This window comes from Chryseobacterium indologenes (genome assembly GCF_018362995.1).
Classification (GTDB): Bacteria; Bacteroidota; Bacteroidia; order Flavobacteriales; family Weeksellaceae; genus Chryseobacterium; species Chryseobacterium indologenes_G.
Genome location: NZ_CP074372.1, coordinates 616,053 through 642,904 on the forward strand (window position 1 = coordinate 616,053; position 26,852 = coordinate 642,904).

The 26,852-nt window shown below is 36.8% G+C and carries 26 protein-coding genes; 12 read left to right on the forward strand and 14 right to left on the reverse strand.

Translation table 11 applies throughout. The annotated features are described in order from the left end of the window. Positions 1 to 123: 123 nt before the first annotated feature. On the forward strand, positions 124 to 2,277 hold the full coding sequence (locus tag DYR29_RS02530; RefSeq protein WP_213279161.1) for an alkaline phosphatase PhoX: 2,154 nt from the start codon (positions 124 to 126) through the stop codon (positions 2,275 to 2,277). Between the two features lie 58 nt (positions 2,278 to 2,335). After that, the gene (locus DYR29_RS02535; RefSeq protein ID WP_213279162.1) at positions 2,336 to 3,235 is read left to right on the forward strand and encodes a leucine-rich repeat domain-containing protein; all 900 of its coding nucleotides are present in this window, start codon (positions 2,336 to 2,338) and stop codon (positions 3,233 to 3,235) included. 2 nt (positions 3,236 to 3,237) lie between these two features. Here DYR29_RS02535 and DYR29_RS02540 read toward each other — a convergent pair whose 3' ends face one another. Then, a complete protein-coding gene (locus tag DYR29_RS02540) occupies positions 3,238 to 3,561 on the reverse strand; it encodes a translation initiation factor (RefSeq protein ID WP_034696743.1) in 324 nt (107 codons plus the stop codon). 205 nt (positions 3,562 to 3,766) lie between these two features. On the opposite strand from DYR29_RS02540, the gene gpmI reads away from it, so the two are divergent. The 5 genes from gpmI (at position 3,767) to DYR29_RS02565 (ending at position 8,702) form a co-directional block, all read left to right on the forward strand. Continuing rightward, on the forward strand, positions 3,767 to 5,308 hold the full coding sequence (gene gpmI / locus DYR29_RS02545) for a 2,3-bisphosphoglycerate-independent phosphoglycerate mutase (RefSeq protein WP_213279163.1): 1,542 nt from the start codon (positions 3,767 to 3,769) through the stop codon (positions 5,306 to 5,308). 150 nt (positions 5,309 to 5,458) lie between these two features. Next, positions 5,459 to 6,436 carry an acyl-ACP desaturase gene (locus DYR29_RS02550; protein ID WP_047375291.1) on the forward strand — a complete coding sequence of 326 codons (978 nt, stop codon included), beginning with the start codon at positions 5,459 to 5,461 and terminating at the stop codon, positions 6,434 to 6,436. Positions 6,437 to 6,535: 99 nt separating this feature from the next. Then, positions 6,536 to 6,967 (forward strand): BT0820 family HAD-type phosphatase, encoded by a 432-nt coding sequence (locus tag DYR29_RS02555; protein ID WP_047422710.1) that lies wholly within the window; start codon positions 6,536 to 6,538, stop codon positions 6,965 to 6,967. 158 nt (positions 6,968 to 7,125) lie between these two features. Further along, positions 7,126 to 7,935, forward strand: a complete 810-nt coding sequence (map, locus tag DYR29_RS02560) for a type I methionyl aminopeptidase (RefSeq protein ID WP_114821895.1) — start codon at positions 7,126 to 7,128, stop codon at positions 7,933 to 7,935. Further along, a complete protein-coding gene (locus DYR29_RS02565) occupies positions 7,935 to 8,702 on the forward strand; it encodes a class I SAM-dependent methyltransferase (RefSeq protein ID WP_213279164.1) in 768 nt (255 codons plus the stop codon). The genes map and DYR29_RS02565 overlap by 1 nt, the downstream gene beginning before the upstream one ends. 45 nt (positions 8,703 to 8,747) lie before the next feature. Here DYR29_RS02565 and DYR29_RS02570 read toward each other — a convergent pair whose 3' ends face one another. The 3 genes from DYR29_RS02570 to DYR29_RS02580 all read right to left on the reverse strand — a co-directional run bounded on the left by DYR29_RS02570 (position 8,748) and on the right by DYR29_RS02580 (position 10,734). Next, complete coding sequence (locus DYR29_RS02570) at positions 8,748 to 9,458, reverse strand: T9SS type A sorting domain-containing protein (RefSeq protein ID WP_213279165.1); 711 nt, start codon at positions 9,456 to 9,458, stop codon at positions 8,748 to 8,750. Positions 9,459 to 9,605: 147 nt separating this feature from the next. Next, positions 9,606 to 9,938 (reverse strand): DMT family transporter, encoded by a 333-nt coding sequence (locus DYR29_RS02575; protein ID WP_047422714.1) that lies wholly within the window; start codon positions 9,936 to 9,938, stop codon positions 9,606 to 9,608. A 232-nt stretch (positions 9,939 to 10,170) separates the two neighbouring features. Beyond that, on the reverse strand, positions 10,171 to 10,734 hold the full coding sequence (locus tag DYR29_RS02580; protein WP_213279166.1) for a Crp/Fnr family transcriptional regulator: 564 nt from the start codon (positions 10,732 to 10,734) through the stop codon (positions 10,171 to 10,173). Positions 10,735 to 11,083: 349 nt separating this feature from the next. Here DYR29_RS02580 and era point away from each other — a divergent pair, with 349 nt between their 5' ends. Next, positions 11,084 to 11,959, forward strand: coding sequence for a GTPase Era (gene era / locus DYR29_RS02585; RefSeq protein WP_047384549.1), 876 nt, complete (start codon positions 11,084 to 11,086; stop codon positions 11,957 to 11,959). Positions 11,960 to 12,025: 66 nt separating this feature from the next. Beyond that, entirely contained in the window at positions 12,026 to 12,454 is a 429-nt protein-coding gene (locus DYR29_RS02590; RefSeq protein WP_213279167.1) for a DoxX family protein, read from the forward strand. Between the two features lie 59 nt (positions 12,455 to 12,513). Here DYR29_RS02590 and DYR29_RS02595 read toward each other — a convergent pair whose 3' ends face one another. After that, positions 12,514 to 12,666: a bacteriocin-like protein gene (locus tag DYR29_RS02595; RefSeq protein ID WP_213279168.1), complete on the reverse strand. Its 153-nt coding sequence runs from the start codon at positions 12,664 to 12,666 to the stop codon at positions 12,514 to 12,516. A gap of 118 nt (positions 12,667 to 12,784) precedes the next feature. Here DYR29_RS02595 and DYR29_RS02600 point away from each other — a divergent pair, with 118 nt between their 5' ends. Further along, positions 12,785 to 15,187 (forward strand): S9 family peptidase, encoded by a 2,403-nt coding sequence (locus tag DYR29_RS02600; RefSeq protein WP_213279169.1) that lies wholly within the window; start codon positions 12,785 to 12,787, stop codon positions 15,185 to 15,187. Positions 15,188 to 15,324: 137 nt separating this feature from the next. Here DYR29_RS02600 and DYR29_RS02605 read toward each other — a convergent pair whose 3' ends face one another. Further along, positions 15,325 to 16,014: an HAD family hydrolase gene (locus tag DYR29_RS02605; protein WP_213279170.1), complete on the reverse strand. Its 690-nt coding sequence runs from the start codon at positions 16,012 to 16,014 to the stop codon at positions 15,325 to 15,327. A gap of 76 nt (positions 16,015 to 16,090) precedes the next feature. Here DYR29_RS02605 and DYR29_RS02610 point away from each other — a divergent pair, with 76 nt between their 5' ends. Then, entirely contained in the window at positions 16,091 to 16,654 is a 564-nt protein-coding gene (locus tag DYR29_RS02610) for a Crp/Fnr family transcriptional regulator (RefSeq protein ID WP_213279171.1), read from the forward strand. A 230-nt stretch (positions 16,655 to 16,884) separates the two neighbouring features. Next, positions 16,885 to 17,388, forward strand: coding sequence for a GNAT family N-acetyltransferase (locus DYR29_RS02615; protein ID WP_213279172.1), 504 nt, complete (start codon positions 16,885 to 16,887; stop codon positions 17,386 to 17,388). Positions 17,389 to 17,492: 104 nt separating this feature from the next. On the opposite strand, the gene DYR29_RS02620 is transcribed toward DYR29_RS02615, so the two are convergent. The 8 genes from DYR29_RS02620 to DYR29_RS02655 form a co-directional block, all read right to left on the reverse strand. After that, on the reverse strand, positions 17,493 to 18,854 hold the full coding sequence (locus tag DYR29_RS02620) for an MATE family efflux transporter (protein WP_213279173.1): 1,362 nt from the start codon (positions 18,852 to 18,854) through the stop codon (positions 17,493 to 17,495). A 99-nt stretch (positions 18,855 to 18,953) separates the two neighbouring features. Then, the gene (locus tag DYR29_RS02625; protein WP_047422724.1) at positions 18,954 to 20,138 is read right to left on the reverse strand and encodes a sigma-54-dependent transcriptional regulator; all 1,185 of its coding nucleotides are present in this window, start codon (positions 20,136 to 20,138) and stop codon (positions 18,954 to 18,956) included. 55 nt (positions 20,139 to 20,193) lie between these two features. Further along, the gene (locus DYR29_RS02630; protein ID WP_213279174.1) at positions 20,194 to 20,853 is read right to left on the reverse strand and encodes a YggS family pyridoxal phosphate-dependent enzyme; all 660 of its coding nucleotides are present in this window, start codon (positions 20,851 to 20,853) and stop codon (positions 20,194 to 20,196) included. 75 nt (positions 20,854 to 20,928) lie between these two features. Next, the gene (locus DYR29_RS02635; RefSeq protein WP_213279175.1) at positions 20,929 to 21,795 is read right to left on the reverse strand and encodes a polysaccharide deacetylase family protein; all 867 of its coding nucleotides are present in this window, start codon (positions 21,793 to 21,795) and stop codon (positions 20,929 to 20,931) included. Positions 21,796 to 22,087: 292 nt separating this feature from the next. Then, positions 22,088 to 22,816 carry a DUF72 domain-containing protein gene (locus DYR29_RS02640; protein ID WP_213279176.1) on the reverse strand — a complete coding sequence of 243 codons (729 nt, stop codon included), beginning with the start codon at positions 22,814 to 22,816 and terminating at the stop codon, positions 22,088 to 22,090. 4 nt (positions 22,817 to 22,820) lie between these two features. After that, positions 22,821 to 25,688, reverse strand: a complete 2,868-nt coding sequence (locus tag DYR29_RS02645) for a heavy metal translocating P-type ATPase (protein WP_213279177.1) — start codon at positions 25,686 to 25,688, stop codon at positions 22,821 to 22,823. Positions 25,689 to 25,894: 206 nt separating this feature from the next. Further along, the gene (locus tag DYR29_RS02650; protein WP_213279178.1) at positions 25,895 to 26,455 is read right to left on the reverse strand and encodes a helix-turn-helix domain-containing protein; all 561 of its coding nucleotides are present in this window, start codon (positions 26,453 to 26,455) and stop codon (positions 25,895 to 25,897) included. Next, on the reverse strand, positions 26,452 to 26,847 hold the full coding sequence (locus DYR29_RS02655) for an acyl-CoA thioesterase (protein WP_047384576.1): 396 nt from the start codon (positions 26,845 to 26,847) through the stop codon (positions 26,452 to 26,454). The genes DYR29_RS02650 and DYR29_RS02655 overlap by 4 nt, the downstream gene beginning before the upstream one ends. Positions 26,848 to 26,852: the final 5 nt, after the last annotated feature.

The window sequence follows — 26,852 nt, forward strand, 5'->3', positions numbered from 1 at the left end:
ATTAATCCCATTAACATTAGGTTTTTGATAAGTTAATATTCACTGATTTATATTTAAAATCCTATTAACAGAGGAGAAGCTCTAAAAAAATAGTTTTGCAAGGTCTAATAAATCAAATAAAAAATGAAGAAAAAACTACTAACAATGGGAGCCTTGGCTATACTGGCCAGTTCAGGTATCCAGGCGCAGACTCTGATATTCAATAAGAATGCATCTTGGAGCTACAAAGATAACAACCAGGCTCAGCCTGCAGGATGGAATGCCCAGACTTATGATATTTCATCATGGGCGGTAGGTAACGGTCCGTTAGGATATGGAGATCCTGTAACTACAACCATCAACTCAGGGCTTACTACAGCTTATTTTGCTAAAGATTTTACAGTAGATCTTTCAACACTTTCAGATAATATGGAGCTGGGAATAATGAGAGATGACGGTATTATAGTATACCTGAACGGAGAGGAAGTCGTAAGAGACAATATGCCTGCAGGTGCTGTAACATTCAATACTTTTTCATCTACGACTATTGATGGAGCAGCAGAAAGCGTTTATAACCTTTTTACGATTCCAAAATCAAAATTTGTAAACGGGGTCAACAGACTTTCTATAGAATTGCACAACAGAAGCACAACCAGTTCAGATTTAAGAATTGATGCTTACCTGAAAACCACAACCAATACAACTATTCCTGTAACTTGTAACGGGACACACATCAGCTGCTTTACTTCAATTGTTCCTACAGCACAGACTGATAAGTTAATCATTCCTGCTGAACACAAATACCAGCTTATTTTAAAAGAAGGAGATAATTACACTGAAGGAGGAGGATTAGTAGGAGGTCAGAATGACTTTACAGCGTATGTTCCAAAAACAGGAAGCAGCACGAACGGATATCTTTCTGTAAACCATGAAACAAACCCTGGAGGAGTTACCATGGCAGAAATCAATTATAACGCGACTTCCAAGCTTTGGCAGCTGACAAAATCAAGAGCGGTAAGTTTCTCAGATCCAAGTCTGGTACAAACCATCAGAAACTGTTCAGGAGGAATTACACCTTGGGGAACCGTAGTAACCGCTGAAGAGTCTGTTACTTCCAATGACGTGAACAATGACGGATACAAAGATTATGGTTGGCTGGTAGAGATTGATCCTGCAACAGCTCAGGTGATTTCTAAAAATACTGACGGATCTAAAGGAAAACTTTGGCAGATGGGAATCATGAACCACGAAAACGTAGTGGTGAATAACGCAGGAACAACTGCTTATTATGGGGAAGACGGTGGAACGCACATGGTATATAAATATGTAATGGACACTCCGAATAACCTTTCTTCAGGAAACCTGTATGTTTTAAAATTAGATCAGGGATTATCAACTGCGGGAGATCCGGTAGGAACTACAGCAACATGGATCCAGGTTCCGAATAAAACCAAAGCAGACCAGAACAATACAGGTCCGTTAGCTCTTTCTTTAGGAGGAACAAAATTTAATGGTATTGAAGATGTTGATATCAGCCCGCTGGATGGGAAAATTTATTTTACATCAAAAGGTTTAGACAGGGTATACCGTTTACAGGATAACGGAACTACCGCTTCTCAGGTGGAAACTTTCGTAGGTGGAGGTTCTACAGTGTATTCTTTCAATACGGCTCAGGGTGTGAAGTCTGAAGTATGGGCTGATGGAAATGACAACCTTACCTTTGATGAACTTGGAAACCTTTGGGTACTTCAGGATGGAGGTAAAAACTATATCTGGGTAATTGCTCCTGATCACACACAGGCTAACCCGAAAGTAAGATTATTTGCTTCTATGCCGGCTGGTGCAGAACCTACAGGGCTTACATTTACGCCAGATCATAAATTTGGTTTCTTCTCTATTCAGCACCCGGATTCAACAATTTCTACTGATGTGGATGCTACAGGAAATACAATCAATTATAAAGGAAAATCAGCAACCATCGTAATTGCACTTAAAAATAACCTTGGAACTGAAGGAACTTTAGGTACTATCGACAGTAAAACTGCAGAAAATACAGTAACAGTAGCACCAAACCCGACTTCAGGAATCGTAAAGATCAATTCAGTAAAAGGATTGAAAGATATTTCAGTGACCGCTTACAGCATGGACGGAAAAATCGTATTTACGAAGAAGTTCAACGGTACAAACAAAGTATTGGACCTGGATTTCACGCAACAGTTGGAAGGATCTCGTGTTTTAGTTTTAAATATTGAAGCTGAAGGAGGTTTCCAGAAAACAGTTAAACTTGTAAAGAAATAAATTATTTATAATTCTTGTCTGTCAGTGGCTTCTGTCGCTGGCAGACCTTTTTATGTTTATGAAAAAGCTTTTCTTACTTATTTCCATCCTATCACTTTCTCAGATCAAAGCACAGATTGATCCTGTGAAATATCCTACTTTTACTAATATTGAAGATGCTTTAAGCAGTAAAAAAGCAGTATATAGTATGAGTTTCAGGCAGAAGGGATTGTTTAATCTTCCCCCTCAGATCGTGAAGCTGGATTCATTGTTCTTTCTGAATATCATGGCGAATAAGCTTGAAAAAATGGATAAGGAACTCTTTGAATTGAAAGAACTGGAGATTTTAAATGTGAATGAAAACAGCATTAAATACATTCCGGATGAGGTAAGCAAGCTAAAGAAACTGACGACTTTTTCAATGAACCTGAATAGTCTGACAAGCATTAATCCCAATATTGCAAAGCTCCAGAACTTAAAAGTAGTACATTTTGATGCCAACAACCTGAATACCTTCCCCGAAGCACTTATGGAAATTGCAGCGTTGGAAGAAATTAACCTTCAGGGAAACCAGATCAGCTTTATTGCAGACAGACTGGATCAGATCAAAAATCTTAAATTTCTGAATCTTTCTGATAATCAGATTAATGATCTTGGTAATTTATCTTTTCCTAAAAACTTAAAATATCTTGAACTGCAGCAGAATGCCATCAGCAAGCTTCCGGAAAACCTTTTCAAAGCTCAGCATCTTGAATTTCTGAATGTAAGTGGAAATAATATCTCGGAAATTTCACCCAAAGTAAAAGGGTTGAAAAGCGTAGTCAGCATCAATCTGGCCAACAATAATCTGAAAGATATTCCTGTAGAAGTCAAGCAGCTGAAAAATCTGAAAACATTGATTCTTACAGGAAATCCTATAGAAAAATCTACCATTGAAAATTTAAAAACCTTACTGCCGGATACGCAGATCTACTTCTAGATCTATCCGCCAACACGTTTGGTTTTATATCCCATTTCTTTAAGGATATTCATTATTTTATCACGGTTATCCCCTTGAATGATAATCGTTCCATCCTTCTCAGAACCGCCTATACCTAAGGTGGTTTTTATTTTCTTTGAGATTTTTTTCAGGTCTTCCTCACTGCCTTCCCAGCCTTCAACAATAGTGACAGGCTTACCGTTTCTCCCTTTTTTCTCAAATTTGCATACCAAAGGCTCTTTCTGCTTGAATTGCTCTTCAGGCATCTCAAAATCCTGTTCTTCATGATCAGGAAAAAGATTCTTCAATTGATCTCGTAAATCCATACCGCAAAATTAAAAAGATTTACGGATTAATGAACTGAAATAATCAATGAAATTTCAATTTTTCAACCCGTTAAGGTTTTAAACCTTGACGGAGTTTGATTATCTGTTATATCACCCTGATGATCAGCTATCAATAAAATTCAAGACTTCAAATTCTTCTATTCATAGGAAATTAGGTAAATTTGTCTAACAAAAGTTTTACAAAATGTCAAAAAAAGCAATACTGGCAATTCTTGACGGATGGGGATTGGGAACAAACCCAGACGTTTCTGCAATAGATAAAGCAAATACACCATTCATAGACAGCTGTTATAAAAAATTCCCGCATACTACACTTGAAGCAAGTGGATTGGCGGTAGGTTTACCAGCCGGACAGATGGGGAATTCTGAAGTTGGACACATGAACCTGGGAGCCGGAAGAGTGGTTTACCAGAATTTGGTGAAACTGAACATGGCCGTTGAAAACGGAACACTGGGCCAGGAAAAAGTAATTCAGGATGCTTTTGAATACGCAAAAAAAGAAAATAAAAAAGTACACTTTATCGGGTTGGTTTCCAACGGAGGAGTACACTCACATATCAATCACTTAAAAGGATTACTGACGGCTGCAAAAGAATTCGGTTTAAATGAGAACGTATTTGTTCACGCATTTACTGATGGCAGAGACTGTGATCCACATTCAGGATTAGGATTTATTGATGAACTTCAGAAGCATATGGAATCAACTACCGGAAAGCTGGCAACAGTCGTAGGAAGATACTATGCGATGGACAGAGACAAGAGATGGGAGCGTGTAAAGCTGGCTTACGGTGCCCTTGTTGAAGGAATAGGAGAGCAGACAACGGATGCCTTGGCAGCAATTAAGAGGTATTACGATAATAATGTAACCGATGAATTCCTGAAACCCATCATTTTAATGAATACTACTGCTACAGGAAATGTAGTACCGGTAGCAAGAATCATTGAGGATGATGTGGTGATCTGCTTCAACTTCCGTACAGACAGAGGAAGAGAAATTACAGAAGTTCTTTCCCAGAAGGATTTCCCGGAATTTGGAATGAAAAAGCTCAACCTTTATTATATCACGTTGACGAATTATGATAAAACATTCCAGAATGTACAGGTGGTTTTTGATGAAAACGTTTTGACGGAAACCATGGGTGAAATTCTTGAAAAAAATGGAAGATCCCAGATCAGAATTGCAGAAACAGAGAAGTATCCTCACGTTACTTTCTTCTTTTCAGGAGGAAGAGAAGAAGAATTTGAAGGAGAGAGAAGACTGCTTTGCCCAAGCCCGAAAGATGTTCCTACTTATGATTTAAAGCCGGAAATGTCAGCCTATGATATTACCAATGCAATCGTACCGGAACTGGAACAGGGAACTGCGGACTTTGTTTGTCTGAATTTCGCCAATACAGATATGGTAGGACATACAGGCGTTTTTGAAGCGGCTGTAAAAGCTGCCGAAGTAGTAGACCAGTGTATCGAAAAAGTAGCAACTGCTGCTTATGAAAACGGATATGCTGTTTTTATTCTTGCCGATCACGGAAACTCAGATGTAATGATGAATCCGGATGGAACTCCTAATACACAGCACTCAACCAATCTTGTGCCTTTCATCGTAATGGATAAAGATCAGACCTGGAATCTGAAACCAGGAAAATTAGGGGATGTAGCGCCTACAATCCTTAAAGTAATGGGCGTTGAAATACCGGCTGTAATGACGGGAGATGTTTTAGTTGATTAAAATTCAATAATATTGTCAAAAGAATGCCGTTATACTTTGTATGACGGCATTCTTTTATGATTTATGTCAGATAAGGTATGAGTTGCATACTTTATTATGCGCTAAATAATAAATAAATCATATCTTTGTAAATTAAAACTGAATAGTAAAATGTATCAAAAGCTTGTAAGGAAAGAAGTAATGGGATTATTGGAAAAGGAAGTAGGTTCTTTTCTTGATAAATTTTTAACGCCAATTGAAAAAATATGGCAGCCTTCCGATTATTTACCAGATCCTTCAAGCGAAGAATTTAAACACGACTTAGAGGAAATCCAGACTTTTGCCCGCGAAATGCCTTACGATCTTTTCGTAACATTGATTGGGGACTGTATCACAGAAGAAGCTCTTCCTTCCTATGAGTCTTGGTTAATGGGAGTTGACGGCATCAATCAGGAAGAAAAATTAGGCTGGGCCAACTGGGTAAGAGCATGGACTGCTGAAGAAAACAGACACGGAGATTTATTAAACAAATATCTTTATCTGTGCGGAAGAGTAAACATGAGAGAAGTTGAAATTACCACTCAATACCTGATCAATGATGGTTTTGATTTGGGAACAAGCATGGACCCATACAGAAACTTTATCTATACAAGTTTCCAGGAGACAGCTACCAATATCTCTCACAGAAGAGTAGGTACATTGGCTAAACAATCCGGAAACGGAAAATTGGCAAAAATGTGTGGTGTAATTGCTGCAGACGAAGCAAGACACGCTAAAGCATACAAGCATTTCGTAGCGAAAATCCTTGAAGTAGACCCTTCAGAAATGATTCTTGCATTCGAAGATATGATGCGTAAAAAAATCGTAATGCCTGCTCACCTGATGAGACAGTCCGGACAAAAAGCAGGAGAACTTTGGGGACATTTCTCAGATGCTGCACAAAGATGCATGGTATATACAGGTCAGGATTATATCAATATTATGAAAGACCTTTTAGATGAATGGAAAATTGAGCATGTGAAAGGACTTACAGAAAAAGCAGAAAAAGCTCAGGAATACCTGATGAAGCTTCCTGCAAGGCTTCAAAAGATTACAGACAGAGTTTCTACTCCAGATCTTCAGTTCCAGTTTAGATGGGTAAAAAGCTAATGAAATTTACATTATTATTTAAAATATAAAACTATTGAGTGCCTTTCTTTTGGGCACTCTTTTTATTTCTTATCTTTGCAAAGCTAAAAAAAGAACAAAATGTTAAATAATAAAAAGATTGCTGTTGACTTTGACGGGACTATTGTTGATGATGCTTACCCGGCAATTGGAAAACCGAAAACTTTTGCATTCGAAACTTTGAAAAGACTTCAGGCTGAAGGATACAGACTTATTCTTTGGACTTACAGACACGGAAAAACATTAGATGAAGCCGTAGAATTCTGTAAAAAAAACGGAATAGAATTTTATGCCGTGAACTCAAGTTTTGAAGGGGAAGTTTTCGATCATGAAACACAATCCAGAAAATTAGATGCAGATTGGTTTATTGACGACAGAAATTTAGGAGGTTTCCCGGGATGGGGTGAGATCTACAATATTATTCAGGAAAGAATAGAATTCCGTGTAGAAGGAAAAGAAGTTCTTGCCTATTCAAAACTTAAAAAAGAAAAGAAAAAAGGACTTTTCTGGTAGGATAGAAATGAGAAGCCGGATATTAGAAATTAGTTTTTAATGTCAAATCAAAGCTTCTGTTTTCTGATCAGCGAAAGTCTATAGATTGTTATAATATAGAAATACACATCATGCTGTAATCTAGCTTCTAACATCTGATATCTAACATCTATACAACAATGATTCAATTAAAAACGATAGACGAATTACGTCTGATGAAGGAGAGTGCCCGACTGGTTTCTAAAACATTGGGAATGTTGGCAAAAGAAATTAAACCAGGCATTACGACCTTATATTTAGATAAACTGGCTCATGATTTTATTAAAGATCATGGTGCTGAGCCTGCATTTTTAGGTTACGGAGGATTCCCGAATTCTCTTTGTATCTCTCCAAATGAACAGGTAGTTCATGGTTTTCCAAACAAGGATGTAGTAAAAGAAGGAGATGTTCTTTCCGTAGACTGTGGCGTTATTCTTAACGGTTTCGTAGGAGATCATGCCTACACTTTTGAAATCGGAGAAGTGAAGCCTGAGGTTAAAAAATTGCTGCAGGTTACCAAAGAATCTCTTTACAAAGGAATTGAGCAGGTTGTCAGAGGAAAAAGAATAGGAGATATCTCCCATGCAATCCAGACACATTGTGAAAAAGAAGGATATGGAGTAGTAAGAGAACTTGTAGGACACGGTTTAGGAAGAAAAATGCACGAAGATCCACAGGTTCCTAACTACGGAAGACAGGGAAGCGGAAAAGTAATCAAAGACGGTTTGGCGATTGCTATCGAGCCTATGGTTAATATGGGAACTGAGAAAGTAAAGTTCCATAATGACGGCTGGACTGTAACGACTCTTGATAATATGCCATCTGCACACTTTGAACATGACGTAGCGGTGATCAATGGTAAGCCGGTATTGCTTTCTACATTTGATTATGTTTATGAAGCTCTGGGGATTGTAAGTGACGAAGAAAAGCAGTTCCAACTGGATTTTTAATGAAAAAGGTAACGAAACTTTTACTGAATAAAATTCCACGTCCTATGCTTATTAAAATGAGTATCTGGGCAAGACCGCTTATTTATCAGTTTTTCAAAGGAGATCAGTTTTTTGATCCTATTGATGGAAGATCTTACCGAAAATTTCTTCCGTATGGATATGGCAAACAACGGGAAAATGCTCTTTCTCCCGGAACTTTAAGTCTGGAGAGACACCGTCAGATGTGGCTGTATCTTCAGAATGAAACTGATTTTTTTATTAAGAATTATAAAGTTCTGCATATTGCTCCTGAACAGGAATTTTTAAGGAAATTCAAGAGAATGAGTAATCTGAACTATATTTCGGCAGACTTATATTCTCCGATTGTAGATGTGAAGGCTGACATTCTGGATTTACCTTTTGAAGACGAAAGTTTTGATATTATTTTCTGTAACCACGTTCTGGAACATATCGAAGACGATGCCAAAGCAATAAGTGAGTTGTACAGGGTAATGAAGCCAGGTGGATGGGGAATTCTTCAGGTTCCGATGAAAAATTCATTGGAGAAAACCTATGAAGATTTTACCATTAAAAATCCGAAAGAACGCCAGAAACACTTCGGCCAATACGATCACGTCCGCTGGTACGGAATGGATTATTTTGACCGTTTAAGAAAAGCTGGCTTTGAAACAGAACCTAACTTCTATTCACAGAAATTCTCAGAAGAAGAAATTAAAAAATATGGGTTAAGACACAATGAAATCTTGCCTGTAGTTTATAAAAAATAAAAAAAACCGTTTTCAGTTATTGAAGACGGTTTTTTTATTGCTCTATTACTCTTTTGTAAAAGGATATGATTTATAATTTTCCAAAACTAAAATATACTGTCCTTTTTGCAAACTATTTGTATCAATTGATATTTTAGTGTCATTTGTTGTGGTTTCAAATACCAGCTTCCCTGATAGATCATAGATCTTAAGCGGAAGTTTTCTCTCAATATTTTCAAGATGTAAAACCTCTTTTACAGGGTTTGGATATGCTTTAAAAGTTTTTGTCGCTGTTTCGGTTTCTTTAGTACTTAACTGTGCACTGTTGTTATAATATATCTTGTTTCCTGAAGGATCCATGATCATAAGTGTTTTAACATTCCCGTTGGTTGTGATCTCATAACTGTATATAGATCCGTAAGCACCTAAAACATATGCATCACAGTTTTTCTGATCGTAGGCACGAACAGGACCTGCATTTGTTCCATTATAAAACAAAAGAGTACAAGAGCTTGCTGTTTTGATGAGATTATTCCCCCCCGGTATAACCCCGAAACTCATCATAGAGGTGTTATAATATCTGGAGTTAATGACATAGCTTGTCCCTCCCGCAGAATTAAAAGTAGTAGCAGGAACTCCATTGTCTATTGCAGGAGTGTTGGTTGTCTGGCCGCTGCTTGTTACCATCTTGGAAATATACCAGTTGTGGACAAGAAGTTCTGAAGTTTGCTGGGCAGTCAGTAAACTACCTGCTAAAAGGAATAGTAATTTCTTCATAAGTTAAAAGTTTCCGGTAAAGATATAAAAAGAATTCATTCCTACCGGTCAGTTGATCAGGATAATAAAGATCAAAATTCAGAACAAAAAACCGCCTTCATTACGAAGACGGTTTCATTTTTAAATATAGATAAAAGTTTATGCCTCTTAGTGTGATGAAGACACCGCTTTCAGGCCTACTACAGAACCAATAAGCGTTACAATAAAGAAAACTCTCCAGAAGCTTACAGGATCCTTAAAGAAAATAATTCCCATTAAAGCAGTTCCTACCGCTCCAATTCCCGTCCATACCGCATAAGCAGTACCAATCGGTAAGGTTTGAGTTGCTTTAATCAATAAAACCATACTGATGGTCATGGTAATCAGGAAACCGGCATACCACAGGTACATCTCAGTTCCTGACGTTTCTTTTGCCTTTCCCAGACATGATGCGAAGGCAACTTCAAATAATCCCGCAATAACTAATATTAACCAATTCATTTTTTTAAATTTTTCTACGGCAAAGTTCAGAATTTGATGGGAGAAAAAATTTTACAATTGTTAAAAAATGAAATTAAAGAAAGGAAGATGAGAGCGGGGAGAATGAAGATGGAAGTGAAAAAGTTGTCATATCAATAGGAACGGACTTCAGTCCGCTTTCAATATAAAAATCATTCCGTTGGCTTTAGCCAAAACATAAATTAAGGATCATTTTATCCTTCAATTTTTTAATCTACTTGATTTCGGCCCGTATCCTGCTCAAACTTACTTGCGTAATCCCAAGATACGACGCAATATACCCCAGCTGAACCCTTTTCAGCAGTTCAGGCTGATACGCCATAATATCTTTATAACGTTCCAAAGATGTTTTGAACTGTCTGGAAATAATCAGCTCCTCGGATTTTATCATCTCGGCTTCTGCCAGTTTTCGGCCCCAGTTGGCGATATGAATATCTTCATTGAACAGTTTTTTGAGATTTTCCGTTTCCATTCTGTACAGATCACAGTCTTCCAGCAATTCGATGCTTTCATAACCGGGTTTGTCCTCCACATAGCTTTTCATAGAAAGGATGCATTGCCCTTCACTACCGAACCAGAAGGTAATATCATTATCAGCAGTTGAAGAATAGGCACGCGCAATCCCTTTACGGATAAAATAAAGATAAGGAATCACTTTATCAGCTTCCATCAGACAAAACCCTTTAGAATGTGAAACTTCGGTGATATGCTCTTTTAAACTGTTTTTTGATGCTTCAGGAAGAAGGTAAACCTTGTCAAGAATCTGGTCTATATTCATAAAAGATGAATTCTAATATTCAAAAATATCAGTTTTAGGTAATGCAATACAAAATTATCGGTAACTTTTATAAGAAATATTGTAATGAAGACAATCAAAATTACTTTGACTCAGAATACATATCATTAAATATTATAACGGAAAGTATAAAAATTCCCCTCTTCTGGAGGGGTGGCGAAAATTCAAAGAATTTTTGACGGGGTGGTTAGCCATTAATCGAGTCACTGTAAATTTTTCTTTTCATCATACCCTATTTGGGAATATAACTCTCTTTTTTCTTTTAAAAATTAAGATTAACCGTAAAGACCAATTTTGTTTTAGTAACTTTGCAGTTCGTAATATTATTTTTATGCACAAAGCTGGATTTGTAAATATAGTTGGAAAGCCCAATGCGGGAAAATCGACCTTGCTTAACCAATTAATGGGAGAGAAGTTGGCGATTGTGACGCAGAAAGCTCAGACAACCCGCCACAGAATTTTTGGTATTTATAATGAAGATGACCTTCAGATTGTATTTTCCGATACTCCGGGAGTATTGGATCCAAAATACGGATTGCAGGAAAAAATGATGGATTTTGTAAAAGACTCTTTGCAGGATGCCGATGTTTTCCTGTTTATTGTAGACGTTACCGATAAAGCGGAACCATCAGAATTTTTAATTGATAAACTGAATAAAATCCCTGTACCTGTACTTCTTTTATTAAATAAAGTAGACCAGACCGATCAGGCCGGACTTGAAAAATTAGTAGAAGACTGGCACAACAGAATTCCAAAAGCTGAAATTCTGCCTATTTCTGCTTTAAATGCCTTCAATACAGAAGTTATTTTACCTAAGATAAAATCTTTACTTCCTGAAAATCCTCCTTACTACGATAAAGATCAGTATACGGATAAACCCGAAAGATTCTTTGTAAATGAAGCGATACGTGAGAAAATCCTTTTGAACTATGATAAGGAAATTCCATACTCGGTAGAAGTAGTGACTGAGCAGTTCAAAGAAAAAGAAGGAATTATCTTTATAGACTCAATTATTTATGTAGAAAGAGATACTCAGAAAGGAATTATTATCGGCCATAAAGGTGAAGCTATCAAGAAAGTAGGAACTGAAGCAAGATTAGACCTGGAAAAGTTTTTCACCAAGAAAATTCATTTAAACTTATTTGTAAAAGTGAAAAAAGACTGGAGAAAGAATGACAGAGATCTTAAAAACTTCGGTTACAGATAAACTAAAATAGCCGGAATCCCGTTGTATTAAAAGATTTTTATTACCTTAGTATAAATTTTTTAGTAAATGAACTATAATAATTCAAATTGGAGCTCAATACCTAAAGATGTTATTTTATTAGCTGTGAGAGTATTCATTGGTTTTGCAATGCTGTCTCATGGCTTTCCAAAACTTCAGATGCTGTTGTCGGGCGGTAAAATCGAGTTCTTCGATTTTATGGGACTTGGCCCTCAGATCTCTCTGATTCTTACGGTTTTTGCTGAATTTGTTTGTTCAATACTACTCATATTAGGGCTTTTTACAAGAGTTTCTTTAGGTTTTCTGATCTTTACCATGATCATCGCTGCTTTTGCAGTACATGGAGCAGATCCTTTTGAAAAAAGAGAAATGGCACTTGTCTATCTTTCCGTTTATCTTTTACTCATGGTAATCGGAGCAGGAAAAGTTTCGGTAGATCATATGATTGAAAGAAGAAAAAGAGCTTCAGACTGGTAATTTTAATAAGAACATAAAATAAGAAAGGCACTTCAGGAGATGAAGTGCCTTTCTTGTTTTTAAGGTCTGCAATTTGGCAGGCATTCCCAGATAGGAGCACCGCTTGGAGTTTTACCTACTCTGCAAGCCATATATCCCGAATCACATAATGGTGCATTTCCTCCTTTAATTGTTTTCAGATTGCTCTTTGATAATTTTCTTAAATTTTTCATATTATTTTAATTTGTAAAATAAAAGTAATGAAAAAATAAATATGACACTAAAAAGAGTCTTATTTTTTCGTGTTAGAAATTTGTTAAAATTCACTACATTCGTAGAAAATGAATTTATATGAAGATAAAACTGACTATTTGCCTATTGGCATTTCTCAATTTTTATGATGCACAGGAAAATATTACTTATCAGAAGCCTTCTGCTGAAATTTTAAAACTTGCAGATTATCAAAGACCTCCAAGTGTTCTGATGAACAGCAAAAAAGACTGGGTAGTTTTTACCTATCGTCCAACATATAAAACACTGGAAGATCTCAGCCAGAGTGAAATGAAGCTTGGCGGACTTAGGATCAATCCGGTTACTAATATTTCGAGCAGTATGACCTACTCAAATAATCTGAAGATCAGAAAGATCAATGATAAAAATGAGATTCAGGTAAAAAACCTGCCTTCCAATCCAAAAATTGCATACGTTTCATTTTCTCCGGACGAAAAGAAACTGGCTTTTACCAATACAACAAATAAAGGAGTAGAGTTGTGGATCGTAGATAGGGAAACTGCTTCTGCAAAAAAAATTACAGCTGATAATCTGAATGCCAACTTGGGTATGCCTTATGTTTGGTATAATGACTCTCAAAGCTTCCTGATCAGAACACTTCCACAAAACAGACCCGCCCTTATAGATGCAGCCAAAGATCTTCCGACAGGCCCGATTGTTTCAACAGCAGATGGTAAAGTCTCTCAAAACAGAACTTATCAGGATCTTTTGAAAAATCCTCAGGACGAAAAAAACTTTGAAACGCTTACGGCTTCTGAAATCTACAATGTAGATTTTAATGGAAATCTTAAGAAACTGAAAGATCAGGATATGTATGCCGGCTTAAGTTTTTCTCCGGACGGAAATTACCTGATGGCTACAACGATTAAAAAACCGTTTTCTTATATCGTTCCGCTCAGCAGGTTTCCATCTACAACGGTGATATATGATATGAAAGGAAATGCTGTAAAAACAGTAAACGAAGTACCTTTGAATGAAATAATGCCGAAAGGATTCTCCTCCGTAAGAACCGGAAAAAGAGATATGGGATGGAGAAGTGATGCGCCTGCTACGCTTACCTATGCTGAAGCTCTGGATGGAGGAGATCAGTCTAAAACAGCGGATTACAGAGACGAGATATTTACCTGGGAAGCCCCATTTACAGCAGCCCCAAAATCTTTCTTCAAAACGAAGCAGAGATATGATGACGTAGTCTGGACTAATGATCATTATGCTATTGTTTCTGAAGGCTGGTATGATACAAGAAATACAAAATCTTACCTGATAGATATTAATAACGGAGAATCTAAAGTTTTCGATGACAGAAATTATCAGGATGTTTACAGTGATCCAGGAAACTTTAATACAACGAAAAATCAATATGGGAGATATGTAATCGATATGAAGGGAGGGAAAGCCTACCTGATCGGAGATGGATTTACCAAAGACGGGCAGCATCCTTTTATTGATGAAATGGATGTAAAATCACTGAAAAAGAAAAGACTTTATACCTCTAATATAAAAAACGGTAAAGAAGAGATCATTGATATCCTTAATGCTTCAAAGGGTGAAATTCTTACGACTCAACAGTCACCAAGCCTTTATCCTAATTATTTCAAAAAGAATATTAAATCTAATAAAGCAGAAGCCGTAACTAACTTTGCCAATCCTTTTGAAAGTATCAAAGACGTTTATAAAGAAGTGATTACTTATAAGAGAAATGATGGTGTTACTTTAACCGGAACTCTTTATCTTCCTGCTAATTACGACAGAAAAGCGAAAAAAGAGAAACTTCCGTTGCTAATCTGGGCTTATCCTACTGAATATAAAGATAAAAATACAGCAGGCCAGAACACCCAAAACCCGAACGACTTTACATTCCCTTATTACGGATCTTTTGTATACTGGACAACCAAAGGATATGCAGTTCTGGATGACGCAGCCTTCCCGATTATTGGTGAAGGAAAAACAGAACCTAATGATACTTTCATTCCTCAGTTGGTAGCAAATGCAGCAGCAGCTATTGATGCCGTAGATCACCTGGGATATATTGACAGAAAGAAAGTGGCTGTAGGAGGACATTCTTACGGTGCTTTTATGACAGCAAACCTTCTTACGCATTCTGATCTTTTTGCATGTGGTATTGCGAGAAGTGGAGCTTATAATAGAACTTTGACGCCATTCGGGTTCCAGAGTGAGCAGAGAAATTACTGGGATATTCCGGAGATTTACAACAAAATGTCTCCATTTATGAATGCAGATAAGATGAAAACACCGCTTCTTCTGATTCACGGGGATGCAGATAACAACCCGGGAACTTTCACTCTACAGACAGAAAGATACTTCCAGGCTTTGAAAAATCTTGGTGCTCCGGTAAAAATGGTTCTTCTTCCAAAAGAGGCCCACGGATACCAGGCTAAAGAAAACATCTTACACCTTTTATGGGAACAGGATCAGTTCCTTGAAAAGTGTTTGAAGAAATAAATTACAAAAAGAGACTGTTTATCACAAACAGTCTCTTTTTTTGTTTAAAAATATTAATTAAAATTTTATAGATACAGTTAAAGCGAAGCCTATCTCAAATAATCTTATCAACTTAATAAATCTTAATGATTTAAATATTAAAGATACTTCAGAATCTCATCAATACTCTTAAGGTCCATAAAATTCGGATGTTCAAGGTTAACGTCATGCTGCTCATGCGTCCAGGTGACATGATAAGGAATGTGGGCCGCAGAACCCCCGATTTCCAATACCGGTAAAACATCTGATTTTATGGAATTACCAAGCATTATGAAATTTTCAGGCGGGCAGTCCAGATGTTTAAGAAGCTTTTTGTAATCATTTTCCTTTTTATCACTCATGATCTCTATGTGATGGAAATATTCTTGTAATCCTGATTTTTTCAGTTTACGTTCCTGATCCAGAAGATCCCCTTTTGTAGCAACAACCAGTCTGTATTTTCCCTTTAAGCTTTCAAGAGTTTCTGTAACTCCATCCAATAATTCAATTGGCTTCTGAAGAAGGTTCTGCCCCAGGTGAATGGCTTTGTTTACCAGTTCCAGCGAAGCGGTGTTATTGGAAACCCTGCCAATGGTTTCAATCATGCAAAGCATAAATCCCTTTACTCCATAACCGTACAGATGGAGATTCTGCATTTCTGTTTTAAATAATTCCTGTGATACGGAATGTTGCGGAAGATAATCCTCAAGCAGTGTACAGAATTCCTTTTCTGCCTCCTGAAAATAAGGTTCATTGATCCAAAGTGTGTCATCTGCATCAAAGGCAATCGTAGTAATATGATTATTCATTTTTGTTTTGTAATTTTCTGTTCTCAAAATTCAGTATAAAAACTCAATAAGCAAAGGACATTTGTCCCGGATCCATATGTTACGAACAAATCAGGCATTTTTAAGTTATTTCGAAGAGCTTTACAGTCAACAGGAGAGTGAGAAAGATATCCTGTTGAAATCTTATCCCAAAGGAGAAAAAATTCTTGTACAGGGACGGTTTCTTTTAAAACCTATGATTATTAAAGAAGGAGTTACCAAATGTTATTTTACTGAAGAAAATGGAAAAGAATATATTGTAGAGTTTTCGGGAAGCGGTGAAATTGTTGGAGAAATAGAGATGATCAAAAATACACCTTGCTTATGCAGTATAGAAACATTAACTGAGGTTTCCGTTTATGAGATTGCTGTTCCATATTTCAGGTTTTTGCTTAAAAATGATATTATTTTAAATAACTTATTGCTTGATGCCTTTGCCGAACGGATTATCAATACTTCCAGCAGAGCTTCTTACCAACAGCTTTATACAACAGAACATACTTTAACACAATTACTGAAAATGCAGGCTAAAGAAGGAATTCAGATTTCAAAAGAAGATATGGCCGCTTACCTGGGAATCACAGTGAGAAGCCTCAATAGGATCTTAAAGGATCTGAAATAATTTTATCGGACAATTTAATTCTTTGCGTCTTATAACATTAAATTTTTCAATTCTATTGCGTCTTTGCGTATTCAAAAAATAAATAGTTGGATTTTTAGTTAATGATTTATTTGTGTTTTTAGGGGTGTTTGTTGTTTTATATATTAAAATTTAATAATTAAGTATGGTTTTCAAGGGGTGCTTTTAGAAATTTAGTATTTTTGTATTGAAATAAGTTGAATCCAATATTCATGGAAAAATTAAAGTTCAGAAATGCTGAATTAGCAGATTTAAATGAAATCGTAGCTATATATAATTCAACAATTGCTTCAAGAATGGTTACTGCAGATATGGAAGAAGTCTCCGTAGAAAGCAAGCTAAAGTGGTTTGAAGAACACAATCCTCAGACAAGACCTCTTTGGGTGGTTGAAGATGAACGAAACGAGATGGTCGGATGGGTAAGCTTCAGTTCATTCCATGAAAGAGCGGCATACAACGGAACGGTGGAAGTAAGCATTTATCTGGACGAAACCTGTAGAGGAAAAGGATATGGTAAAACGATTCTTCAGTATTGTATTGATAATGCAGGTAAATTTGGGGTGAAAAACCTTGTAGCTCTTATTTTCCTTCATAATGAGCCAAGTTTGAAGTTATTCAGATATTTCGGGTTTGAAGACTGGGGAAGTCTGCCTAACGTAGCAGTTTTGGATGGTGTTGAAAGAAGTCTTAAGATCTTAGGAAAGAGAATAGATTAAGCTACGAGTAGAAATTGTGTCTATTTGTGAATCTAATTTGTGCTATTTGTGTTTAAGAAATATAAAAAAGGCTGTCTCAAATATTGAAACAGCCTTACTTATTTTTATGAATTCTGCTTAATTTTTTTCGCAGACATATTCAGGAATCGTTTCACCAGGAAAACAGCAGATACCGTTAATCCTAATCCCAGTGCAATCCACATTCCGAATGCACCCATTTCCAGGGTCACACAGAAGAAATATCCCAATGGGATGGTAATCACCCAATAGGCGATGAAAGTATAAATAGAAGGAATTTTCACATCCTGCAACCCTCTCAGCATTCCTAAAGCTGTCACCTGTATTCCGTCAGAAAGCTGGAATAAAGCAGCAATGATCATTAATTTCGCAGCCAGTGTAATCACTTCAACTTCTTCTTTTTTAGTGAAGAAAGTTGGAAGTATATTTCTGCCTAAAATAAACACCAATCCACAGATGCACATGAAAATAAAAGCGATCTTCAGGTTGTTGATTCCTACTTTTCTGAGTTCCACAAAGTTCTGTTCACCCAGCTTTCTGCCGATCATGACTGTGGAGGCAACACTGAACCCAACACATAGATTGAAAGTAAATGAAGCCATACTTAAAGCAATCTGGTGGGAAGCAATATCATGAGCAGAGATCAGCCCGCAGATGAATGCAGCCCCGGCAAAAGCAGTTACTTCAAAAAACATCTGTAAAGCGGTAGGCAATCCAAGTCTCACCATTTTATCAAACATCTGTTTTGAAAAATCCTGAATTTTTAAGGAAAAATCTTTGATATAACGTCTTGTTCTTTCTTCTTTCACCAAAACAAAATAAAGGAAAACCACCATAAAGATTCTGGAAATCAAGGTTGCCAGAGCAGATCCCTGTACACCCATTGCAGGAATTCCCCAAAGTCCTTTGATAAAAACATAATTTAAAGCGATATTGATGATATTCGCAATAATGGTTGCTTTGGTCACTCCAATGGTATAAGACAAACCTTCAGAAACTTCACGAAGGGTCTGAAATGCCATAAATGGGATCATACTGACCACCATTATACTTAAGAAGCCTACCGTATCAGGAATAATCTTGGCCGGCTGTCCGGAGTGATAGAGAAGAGGCATCCCCAAAAGTAAAATTACCATCAGAATTACCCCAACGGACATGTTGATGATAAACCCATGGCTGAAAACAGAATTTATCGTCGCATGGTCCTCTCTTGAATGGGCTTCAGAAACCAATGGCGGGATAGCAAATGAAAAGCCCAGCGCTAATACAAATATGGAGAAAAACACAGCGTTCCCCAATGAAACGGATGCTAATGCATCAGCACCCAAAAGTTTTCCGACAATAATATTATCGAATAAGTTTACCGAAACCTGCCCCACCTGGGTAAGCATCACAGGCAGAGCCAAAGTCAGGCATTCTTTCGTATAGTTTTTGTTTAAAAATTTCATAATATTTTAAGATTCATATAGTTTATAATTCAAATAGGGCAAAAAAAAATTGCAGTGGTAAACACTGCAATTTTTATAATATCGTAAATAATAGCTTTATTATTTCCTTACAAAACTTGCAACGTCACCTTCGGAAACAGTGTTTCCACCAAGAATAATCAATCTTTCCACAACATTCCTTAGCTCTCTGATATTTCCAGTCCATGAAAGAGATTTTAAAGCATCAACAGCTTTATCATCAAACTTTTTCACAGCAGTACCATGCTCATCAGCAATCATACCTGAGAAATGTTCAACAAGCAATTTGATATCCTCTTTTCTATCGTCCAATGGTGGAACGTAGATTTCAATAACAGAAAGTCTGTGGTAAAGGTCTTCTCTGAATTTTCCTTCCTCAATTTCTTTCTGCATATTCTTGTTGGTTGCCGCAATTACTCTTACGTCAACTTTTATTTCTTTATCACTTCCTACAGGAGAAACTTTGCTTTCCTGAAGAGCTCTCAATACCTTAGCCTGAGCAATAAGACTCATATCACCAATCTCATCAAGGAAGATGGTACCGCCGTTAGCCTGTTCAAATTTTCCCTGTTTATCTTTAATAGCTCCTGTAAAAGATCCTTTTACATGTCCGAAAAGTTCAGATTCAATAAGTTCAGACGGAATTGCAGCACAGTTTACCTCTATCATAGGACCTCTTGCACGTTCACTTTGGTTGTGAATGGCATGGGCTACCAATTCTTTTCCGGCACCATTAGGTCCTGTAATCAGAACTCTGGCATCAGAAGCGGCTACCTTTTCGATCATATCCTGAATCTTTTGAAGAGCAGGAGAATTACCGATCATCTGGTATTTTTTATTTACTTTTCTCTTTAAGGTCTTGTTTTCAGTCTGAAGATTTTTGTTTTCTTTCTTCAGGGTTTCCTTCACCAAAGCATTTTTCACACTTGTGATCAATCTGTTGATATCAATTGGCTTGGAAATAAAATCGTATGCACCCTCTTTCAAGCAGGAAACAGCAGAATCAATGTCTGCGTGGCCTGAGATCATGATAAAAGTAGTTTCTGGTTTTAAGGCGAGACTTTGCTTTAAAAGTTCAGTTCCTGAAAGTTTAGGCATTTTAATGTCAGAAATCACCAGTGCGAAATCTTCTTTTTCTACCTGCTTGTAACCTTCAAGGCCGTCTTCAGCGATAACAAATTCATAATCGGTTAGTTCATCCGAAAGAATACTGTGAAGTACTCCCGAGATTGCTTTTTCGTCTTCTACTATAAGGATTTTTTGCATAGTTGCAAATTTAAATTTTTTGTTTCAATTATTAGCAAAAACTGTACCTAAATATCTATTTTGAATAGTCTCTTCTTCCGAAAATTGCCGATCCAACTCTCACAGAGTTAGCACCACACTCAATAGCTACCGGGAAATCGTCACTCATTCCCATTGATAATGTATTTAACGTTTTTGATTGATTCAATTCATCGAAAAGCCCCTTCAGGATTAAAAATTCATTTCTGACCTGCTGCTCATCATCCGTGAATGTTGCCATTCCCATTAAACCGGTAATTTCAACATTAGAGAATTGACCTTCAACATACTGCTGAAACAGATCTTTCGCTTCAGCAATTTCCAGCCCGAATTTACTTTCTTCAGCCGCAATTTTTACCTGCAGCAGAACTTTAATGATCCTGTTGTTCTTTCCTGATTCTTTGTTGATTTCTGATAATAATTTTTCAGAATCCACACTCTGTATCGTATCTATAAAAGGAGCAATGTATTTTACTTTATTGGTCTGTAAGTGGCCAATAAGGTGCCATTGGATATCCTGAGGAAGGAGAGGGGATTTCCCCATCAGTTCCTGAACCTTGTTTTCTCCAAAAACTCTCTGTCCCAAGTCATATACTTCCTGTACTGCAGAAGCGGGATGGGTTTTCGAAACAGCAACCAGCTGAACATTGGATGGCAGCTGGTCTTTTATGGATTTATAATTTTCTTTAATACTCATAGATGCAAATTTCCGAAAATTCCCTGACAGTTGCCAGTGAAGAATATATTTTACATAGTCCTTTTTATAGAAAAATTAATTCAAAACTTCATTGATCTTAGGATATTGAGAAATCTTTCTGAAAACAAACTTGTTGCTTTTCTGCAGTTTTTCAATAAACAGATCCAGCTCATTGATAGAATCTGTATCTCTTAGATATTGATCATGAGTAAGGAAAACCAGATGTCTTGACGTTTTCTCAAGATCATTAAAGAATATACTGTCCACTTTCTTGATCATGGCTTCATGGCTTCCTTTTAAAGTCATTTTCTGGGAAGGTCTCCATTCAAGATCCCAGCCGATTACTTTGTAACCTGCTTTTTTAAGACCATCAGCGGCTGCAGTAGAGCTTTTGATATCAGTTACATTAATATTGTTAAGTCTCCAGATGTTCCTCCCCGGAGTTCTTGCTATTTTGTCAGAAAGCTTTAAGCTGTCTTTGGCGATATCAAAATCGTGTACTACAGATTCAGCATTTTTATAAAAATCTGTGTATTTGTTATGGGCATGGCTAAAACTATGGTTGGCCAGTTCTACAAGAGGATTTTGCTTCAGAAGCAATAAATCATCTTTTTGTTTTTTGCTTCCATAGGCATGTTTTCCTACCAGAAATGCGGTTGCGCAAACATTTCTTTTATCCAGGATTTTTAAAAGATTTTCCGTTCCCTGATTGGGACCATCATCAAAGGTAAGGTAGATCACTCTCTTATCAGGATCTACGCTTTCATCATCCATTTTAGGGACTATTTCTGCGGAAGGATGTTCCTGTGAATTGACGACGGGGTCATTATTCACTTCATTTTTAAAATTACAGCTATACAGTAAAGCCGAAGTTGCACTCATCAATGCAAACATCCCGAGAAAAGTCTTATTTGTTGACTTTCCCGCAAAAATTTTTCTCATAAAGATAATGGAATTTAATTTGTTAAAAATCGTTAAAAATAACAGTTGAAAGTTAACAAATTACATGCCATGCTGTGCAGGTATTTTCCTTTTTAAGTTTATTTTAAGAACTTTATTTTAAGAGATATTTCCTTTGTTCGATGAATTGTGAAGTTATGATTTGGTTTTCTTTAAATTTTAACATTTACAAATACGAAACCAATAGCTTTTCTCTATTTTTATTAAGGTTTCAATATTCTTCATGTAATGGGGAATTATTTAATTTTAACAAAACCAGAATAATACATTGGTTTTATTCTAAGATGCTTTTTAAATACAAAGAATTTGTAATAGCTGATGTGCCCCAGGTATTATTAAAAAATATAAAAGCGGTTTGCTGAGAACTTCTGATTTTCCCTGCAAGTTTATCCAAAAAGGATTCACTGTATTCAGATTTATAAAGAACGGGTTTTCCGTGAAGTCTGTAATAGAGGATCTCAGGATGATTAATAATAAAATCTTCGGGAAGATTGCCTGGAAAACTGACACCAGAGAAGACGATATTATGTTGTTGTAAAAGATCAAATATGTCTTTTTGCCACCATGAGATGTCTCGGAATTCAATAACGTTCAGAAATGTATGGTCGATACAGTTGATGATCCGTTCTGTATTTTCTGCTGTATTTTTAAAAGAAGGAGGAAACTGATAGAGAAATCCTGCAAGTTTATCTTTCAGATTACTTTGAATGTGATCACAGAATGCTGCAATTTCTTCTTTTGAATTTTCAAGACGGTTGATATGGGTAATAGTTTTTGGAATTTTAATGAAAAATTTAAAATCATCCGGTGTTTCATCATACCATTTCAACAATGTCTTAGAAGTCGGTTTTCTATAAAAAGTAGAATTAATTTCTACCGAGTTGAATGTTTTTGAGTATAAAGAAAGAAAATCTTTACTTGGGGCATCTTTAGGATATAAAGACCCTTTCCAGTCGTTATTATAAAATCCCGAACACCCTATGTAAAGATTTTCTTTTGCCATAATATTATTTTATATCCAGATCCACGGAGTTTAGTCTCAATGAATTCAGAATCACAGACAGGGAACTGAAGCTCATTGCTGCCGCTGCAATCATCGGTGATAGCAGAATTCCAAAGAATGGATACAATAATCCTGCCGCAACGGGAACTCCCAGTACATTATAGATGAACGCGAAGAACAGGTTTTCTTTGATGTTTTTGAGAAGCTTTTCACTTAATAATTTCGCTTTTGCAACTCCCAGAATATCTCCTTTTAATAAGGTAATCTCAGCACTTTCAATCGCAACATCTGTTCCTGTTCCCATGGCAATTCCAACATCAGATTGGGCAAGGGCAGGGGAGTCATTGATTCCGTCTCCGGTCATAGCAACGATCTTGCCTTGCTGCTGCAGTCTTTTTACCTCGTTCAGTTTATCTTCAGGAAGACAGTTGGCTTTGAAATGTTTGATTCCTAACTCATCAGCTACGGCTTTGGCTGTATGCTCATTATCTCCGGTCATCATAATCACATCAATTCCTTCACTTATCAGCTGCTTAACTGCTTTTTTAGAGCTTTCCTTTATCTTATCTGTAAAACTTATAAAGCCGAGCACCTGCTGATCCTGTGCTATATAAGAAATCGTATGTGCTTTTGACTGTACTTCCACAGCTTTTTGCTTTAAACTTTCCGGAATGGTGATCTGATGTGAAGTCAACAGACTTTCGTTTCCTAAATAAGCTGTTTTGCCATTGATATTTCCCTTTACTCCTTTTCCTGAAATGTTTTCAAACTGATCTACTTTTTCAGAAGTTATACTTTCTTCTTTTGCTCTTTTTATGACAGCATTGGAAAGTGGGTGTTCCGAGTTTTGATTCAAAGAAAAGGCCAGTTTTAAAATCTGATGCTGATCTCCGGTTACGGTTTCAATATATTCTACAGAAGGTTTTCCTTCCGTTAAAGTTCCTGTTTTATCCGTGATCAGAACATTTACTTTATTCATTTGTTCAAGAGCTTCAGCATTTTTGATCAGGATTCCGTTTTTGGCACCTTTCCCGATTCCTACCATTAAGGACATAGGAGTTGCCAGTCCCAGGGCACATGGACATGCAACAATCAAAACAGCAACAGCATTCACGAAAGCAAATAAAGTTCTTTTTCCTTCCGGGCCGAAAAACTGCCACAGGATAAAAGTAAGCACAGCAATAAGAATAACTACAGGAACAAAAACTTTTGAAACCTTGTCAGTAAGCTTCTGGATTGGCGCTTTGCTTCGGCTGGCTTCATTAACCATCTTAATGATTTGTGATAGCAAGGTTTCGTCACCTACTTTTTCAGCCTTCATTATAAATACCTGATTACCATTTATCGTTCCCGAAGACACTTTATCATCTACATTCTTTTCAACAGGAACAGGTTCACCTGTGATCATACTTTCGTCTACGATAGAATTCCCCTCGGTAATCTTTCCGTCTACAGGAATTTTTTCTCCCGGTTTTACCTTTAATAAATCTCCAATTTTTACCTGAGAAAGCAGTACTTTCTTTTCTTCACCGTTTACCATAAGATTGGCTTCGTCCGGTGAAAGGTTCATTAATTCCTTGATGGCATTACCTGTTTTTTTATGAGCCGCAGCTTCCATTAACTGGCCTAAAATAACAAGGGTTAAAATCACACAGACAGCTTCAAAATATAACGGGATTTCATGATTGTGTCCACGAATTTCATGCGGAATAATGTCCGGAAATACTAGAGCTACAATACTGAAAATAAAGGCGGCAGCCACACCCAGTGCTATAAGGCTGAACATGTTGAGATTCCAGGTTTTGAAAGAAACCCATCCTCTTTTCAACAGGAACCATCCGGAATAAAACATCACCGGAAGAGTTAAAGCAAGTTCAATAAACCCTTGAATCTGGTGAGAAAAAGGAAAATTGATAAACATGCCACCCATTGACAGAATGAAAACGGGAATGGTAAATGCTAGTGAAGTAATGAATTTCTTCTTTAATATATTGTATGTCTCATCCTCTTCATCCTCACCGCTGTCCGGCATTCTTACGAGATCCATTCCACAGATCGGGCAGTCTCCAGGTTCGTCACGGATGATTTCCGGATGCATAGGACATGTGTATTTTGCGGTTTTCTTTTCCGGATACTTCACCAGATCCATACCGCAGACAGGACATCCTACGTTGGAATCATAGGTTTTATCTCCTTCACAATACATCGGACAGTAATATCTGCCTGCCATTTCATCAGTTACTTTAGGAGCTTCGTGGGTATGGCTGTGATGATCATGATTATGATGATGAGCGTGGGAATGAGAATGATGCTGGTGTGAACTTCCTTTTTGAACAAGCTCTTCAGTGATTGGCTCTAAATGCATATGACAGACAGGACAATCTCCTTTTTCATTATACACTTTATCGCCTTCGCAAAACATTGGACAATAGTGTTTTCCAATACTGTCTTTAAAGTTTTCGGGAAGGTTGGTGGCTGAAAAGGTGGGCTTATGATTGGGGTCTTTGGCTAACTTTTCTTCAATAGGTACCAGATACATTTTGCAGACAGGGCATCTCTCACCTTGTTTGAAATATACTTTATCCCCTTCACATTCCATTGGACAATAGTATACTGAAGAAGGAGATACACGGTCCTGAGGTTTTACAAAGGCTTTCTCAGGGTTATTCGGGTCTTCAAGTCTGTATTTTCCTATTTCTGCCAAAGCATCATTTAAAACTGAAAGTTGTACTCCATGATCGGAAGTAATTGTTGCGGTATTGTTTTCCAGATTGACATCGGCCTGAACACCCTCAACACTGTTCAGTTGATTTGAAATCTTTTTCTGGCAGCCGGAACAGGTCATTCCGAGTATTTTATACTGTTGTTCCATGATTCTTAAATTTATATTACAAATTTCCAAAATGGAAGTTTAAGGTTGTTATAAATTTAAGGATAATAGTTATAAAATTAGGCGAGGTTGGGGATGAGAGTTTAGTGTTTGAGAGTTTAGTGTTTGAGAGTTTGAGGGTGTGAGAGTATGAGGATTTGTAAGAAAGATAGGAATATTTAACACCTTCACTTACAAACATTCTTACTTTATAGATTATCAAGCGCTTTGCGGTTGTGTTCTTTAAGTTTTTTGAATTCAGTAGGGGTAAATCCGGTTGTATTTCTGAATTGGGAAGAAAGATGCTGAACACTTTTATAGCCAAGCTTTCCGGCAATTTCGGTAAGATTGAATTCATTATAGAGAAGAAGTTCTTTTACTTTTTCAATTTTCTGAAGAATAAAGAACTGTTCTAAGGTGATATTTTCGTTTTGTGAAAATGTCTTTGAAAGTGAACTGTAATCCTTATGAAGTTTTGAACTTAAAAATTCTGAAAGCAGAAAGTCTTCAGCAATATCAAGGTCGCTGATCTTTATAATGATCAGGTTTTTGATTTTTTCAACAACCTGATGTGCGGAATCCATGATTCTTTCAAAACCTGTAGCAAGCAGCTCTTTTTCGATGGCCTGCAGCTTCTCAGGAGAAACTTCAGTTTCAGTTTCTGCTTCACCTAATATGACGGCACTTGTTTTTACACCTGTATTATTAAAGATGTTTTCTACTGCCGCAATGCACCTGTTGCAGACCATGTTTTTTATGAAAATTTTCATAGACTGTTGTTTAGCCTGTCTTTTACGAATTCAATCTGGGTTTTGCCATGAGGAGAAGGGTTGCCTTCTGCATCCAGGTTTACCATTACGATTTTTTCTACCGTAATAATAGTTTGATGGGTCATTTTATTTCTTACATCACATCTTAAAGTAACAGAAGAAGATCCGAAATGAGTTGCCTCAATCCCTATTTCTATAATGTCACCCTGCTTGGCGGAACTTACGAAATTAATTTCTGAAATAAATTTGGTGACCACTTTTGTATTTTCCAGTTGGATAATAGCATACAATGCCGCTTCTTCATCGATCCATTGAAGGAGTCTTCCTCCGAAAAGTGAGTGATTAGGATTTAAGTCTTCGGGCTTTACCCATTTTCTTGTATGGTAGTTCATATCTT